Here is a 4,451-nt window from a genome sequence, read left to right on the forward strand (position 1 = left end):
GGGGGAGGAGGGCGGCTCGCGTTGGCTACTTGGGCCGCACCGCGTCAGCCGTGCCCTGGATGAAGGCCTTGATCTTTTCCACGTCGTCCATGCTCAGCTTGCCCGTGAAGTCCGGCATGCCGCGCGACATGGCCGGACCCTTGAAGATGAACTTGTCCAGGTGCTCGATATAGGCCGGGTCCAGGTAGCCCAGGTTGGGCAGGTTGCCGCCGCGATCCACGCCGGGCACGCCGTGGCAGAAGGCGCAGTTGCTGACGTACAGGGCCGTGCCTTCGGCCACCAGGCTCTTGTCGTAGGGCACGCCCTGCAGCAGCTTGCCCTGCTGGTAGGCGACGAAGGCAGGCGCCTCGGCCTTGCCGTCCAGCGCGAAGGTGTAGACCGTGCCCGGGCCCTTGCGCTCGGTGTGGCGCGCGGCCAGGCCGTAGACGCCGCCCCAGCCCACGGCGATGGAGACGTACTGCCGGCCATCGACCTCATAGGTGATGGGTGCGGCCACCACGCCCGTGCCCGTGGGCTTTTCCCAGAGCTTCTTGCCGTTGCGCGCGTCATAGGCCACGAAGCGGCCGTCGGCCGTGCCCTGGAACACCAGGTTGCCCGCCGTGGCCAGCGTGCCGCCGTTCCAGGGCGAGGCATGCTCCACGCGCCAGCGCTCCTTCTGTGCCACCGGGTCCCAGGCGATCAGGCGGCCGAAGGGCGTGCTCTTGGGCGGCTCCATGTTGACCAGCGTGGCCGTATTCCAGCCGATATTGCTGTGCGGCTCGGGCAGGGAGCCGCCGTTGAACTTCCAGTTCTTGTTGTCCTGCAGGGTCAGAGGCACATGCTGGGCCGGCAGGTAGGCCAGGCCCGTGTCGGGGCTGTAGGACATGGAATGCCAGTTGTGCGCGCCGAAGGGGCTGGGGATCACGTCTCGGGCGCGGTCGCCGCTGCGCGCAATCGGTGTCTCGATGGGGCGGCCCTTGGCGTCGTAGCCGCTGGCCCAGTTCACGTCGACGAAGTTCTTGGCCGAGATGAACTGGCCGTTGGTGCGGTCGATGACGAAGAAGAAGCCGTTCTTGGGCGCATGCAGGATGACCTTGCGCGGCTTGCCGCCGATCTTGATGTCGGCCAGCACCATGGGCTGGGTGGAGGTGAAGTCCCAGCTGTCGCCCGGCGTCTCCTGGTAGTGCCAGACGTACTCGCCCGTATCGGGGTTCAGCGCCACGATGCTGGCCAGGTACAGGTTGTCGCCACCGGCCGGGCTGCGCTTGGCTTGCGCCCAGGGCGAGCCGTTGCCCGTGCCGATGTACATGAGGTTGAGCTCGGGGTCATAGGCCATGGTGTCCCAGGCCGTGCCGCCGCCACCGGCCTCCCACCACTTGCCGGCCGGGTCCCAGGTCTTGGCGGCGCGGGCCATGGCCTCGTTCTCGAAGGGCTTGGACGGATCGCCTGGCACGGTGAACCAGCGCCATTGCTGGGCACCGGTCTCGGCGTCATAGGCCGTGACATAGCCGCGCACGCCGTACTCGGCGCCGCCGTTGCCGATCAGCACCTTGCCCTTGATGACGCGCGGTGCGCCCGTGATGGTGTACGAGAAGGCGCGGTCGATGATGGTGTCCTGCTCCCAGACCTTCTGGCCCGTGGCCGCGTCCAGCGCCACCAGGCGGCCATCGAAGGCGCCCACATACACCTTGCCCTTGTAGACCGCCACGCCCCGGTTGACCACATCGCAGCAGCCCTTGAAGCCATTGGCACGGTCCACGCCGGGGTCGTAGCTCCACAGACGCTTGCCGGTGCGCACGTCCACCGCATGCACCACGCTCCAGCTGGCCGTGACGTACATGATTCCATCGACCACCACGGGCGTGGACTCCACGCCGCGCGTGGATTCCAGGTCATACGACCAGACCAGGCCCAGCCGCTTCACATTGGCCGTGTCCAGCTGCCTGAGTTTGGAAAAGCGCGTCTCGCTGTAGTCCATACCGTAGCTGGGCCAGTCCTTTGAGCTGCGCGCGTTGTCGCGGATGCTCTGCGAGTCGATGCGCGAGGTGACGGCGCGTATGTGCTCGGGCGAGCCTTTGCTTGGCAGGCCGGCCTGTGCCAGCGTGGCGCCGGGCAGGGCCAGCGCCAGGCCGGCGGCCAGCAGCGTGGAGGAAAGCACGTGGGTCTTCATGTTGTCTCGTCTCCTGTGTGGTTTGTTTTTGCGTGCATGGCGCTGGGGGCAAGGGCACCATGTGGGAGACGATAAAAAAAGCGGCCTCCGGTCACAACATTCGGACTTTCCCGGGGGCGGATGTGTACCGCCGTGGAACAGCTCAGAACGTCCGGCTGACCGTCACCCCGGCCGACAGCCCGCGTCTGGCACCCGGCTCGAAGTACCGCTGGTTGCCCTCGTTGACGATGACCGACCCTGCAAAGCGCCGGTCGAACAGGTTGTCCAGTCGCACAAAGGTCTGGGCGCTCCACTGCTGCCATTGCCGTGACCAGCGCAGGCTGGAGCCCCAGACGGTGTAGCCGGCCGCGCGGTCGGTGTTGCGGTCGTTCACGGCCACGGGGCCGCTGTGCAGCATGTCCACGGTCCAGGTCCATTGCGGCGACAGCTGCCAGGCCAGCTCGCTCCACAGGCGGCGCGGCGCGGTGCCGGCCAGGCGCGCGCCGGCATCCACCGGGGCGGTGGGCGTGGTGCAGGGCGTGGCCTCGCAGGTCAGGAAGCTGTCGCGGTAGCGGGCTTGCAGCAAGGTCAGGGCGGTGCTGGCCGTGAGCGATCCCCATTGCGCGTTGCCCGAGAATTCCAGCCCCCGGCGCAGCGTGCGGCCTGCGTTCTGGTAGGTGGCGCGCCCACCCGTGTTGGACAGCACGGTGAGTTCGCGCTGGGTATGGGTCTCGAACAGCGTGAGGTTCCAGCCCGCGTTGCCGTGGCGCCCGCGCAGGCCGACCTCGACGGTGTTGTGGGCGCTGGCGGCCAGGCCGGTGTTCATGCCATTTTGGCCGCCGGGCCGGTAGGCCACTTCGTTGAGCGTGGGCGTTTCCATGCCCCGGCCCACCGATGCGTGCGCCACCAGGTCCGGCAGCAGGTTCACGCGCAGGCCCAGCGAGGGCAGCCAGCCGCGCCAGGCCATGCTGCCGCTGTCGTCGCCATTGCCGGCTGTGATGTAGTGGTCCTCGGAGCGGTAGCGCACGCGCGCCTGGCGCAGGCCGGCGCTCAGGGCCAGGCTCTGCGTGCTCCACTCGGCCTGCAGGTAGGGGTCGGCGGAGCGCGCCTGGTTGCGTTCGTCGCGGCGCAGCCGGCCCTGCACGCCGAGCTGGCTGCCGATGAAGTTCTCGTAGCCGCGCCGGGTCTCGCCCTGCCAGTCGTAGGCCAGGCCTGCCGACCAGTCCAGCCGGCCGCCGGCCACGTCCTCATGGGTGCTGCGCCAGCGCAGGTTCATGCCCGCGTAGTCGCGGTCCAGGTCGATCACGCCGCCTGAATGCGAGGGCGGTGCCTGCGTGGCCACGGGAATGGACTGGTACTGCAGCACGGAGCGCGTACCCGCATAGGCCATGAGTTCCAGGCGCTGGCCCGCGCCGAACTGGTGCTGCCAGGCGGCGCCCAGCTGGCGCTGGCGCACGCTTTTGCGCGTATTGAAGCGCAGCGCACTGGCCGTGGTCTGGCCGGGGTCGGCCTCGAACTCGGCGCGTGTCAGGCCCAGCGGGTCCTGGGCGCTGGCGCGCTGTTCCTGGTACTGCAGCAGCCACTGGTCGTCGCCCTGCTTGCGTGACAGCTTCATGTGGGCCGTGCTGCGGTCGGCGGCCGACTGGGGGCGCATGCCGTCGGTGGCGAAGCGCTCGATGTGGATGGCATAGCGCCATGGGGCGGAGCTGCCATCCGCCTGGTCCGGCTTTCCGCCACCGATCGTGCCGCGCAGCTGGGTGGACAGGCGCCACAGCCCGTCCGGCCCCACGGCCATGCCGCTGCGCCACAGGCCGGGCTCCTCGCCGTCTTCGGTGTACAGCAGCAGTGCACCGCCTGCGCTGTTGCCGTAGAGCACGGCGGCCGGGCCGCGCACCACGTCCAGGCGCGCGGCGTTGCCCAGCGTGAAGTTGGCGGCCTGGCCCTGGCCGTCGGGCGCGCCGGCCGGGATGCCGTCCACGTACAGGCGCAGCCCGCGCACGCCAAAGGTGGAGCGCGCACCGAAGCCGCGCACCGAGATCTGCAGGTCCTGGGCGAAGTTCTGGCGGTTCAGCACCACCAGGCCCGGCACGCGCGCCAGGCTTTCGGACAGGTTGACCTGCATCTGCCCCTCGCGCAGCACCGTGCCGTCCACGCTGTCGATGGCGGCGGTGGCGCGCCACAGGTCGGGGCCGGCGCCGGGCTGGCTGGCCGTGATGACCACGGGGGCGAGCAGGGCCTCGCTGGAGTCCTGCGCTGCGTTTGCCGCCTGGGCGGGCAGGGCGTGCAGCGTGCAGGCCAGTGCGGCGCCCAGGGTGGGCAGGGC

Annotated in this window: 2 protein-coding genes; both read right to left on the reverse strand. The window is 69.6% G+C overall.

What is annotated here, in order from left to right; translation table 11 throughout:
* Window positions 1-25: 25 nt before the first annotated feature.
* The gene (locus tag GRX31_RS30175; protein ID WP_061287984.1) at window positions 26-2,149 is read right to left on the reverse strand and encodes a PQQ-dependent dehydrogenase, methanol/ethanol family; all 2,124 of its coding nucleotides are present in this window, start codon (window positions 2,147-2,149) and stop codon (window positions 26-28) included.
* A gap of 142 nt (window positions 2,150-2,291) precedes the next feature.
* Window positions 2,292-4,451 (reverse strand): TonB-dependent receptor domain-containing protein (locus GRX31_RS30180; RefSeq protein ID WP_160856225.1); only part of this gene is annotated, 2,160 nt, incomplete at its 5' end.

It is taken from the genome of Delftia sp. CH05 (genome assembly GCF_009827015.1).
Lineage (GTDB): Bacteria > Pseudomonadota > Gammaproteobacteria > Burkholderiales > Burkholderiaceae_C > Comamonas > Comamonas tsuruhatensis.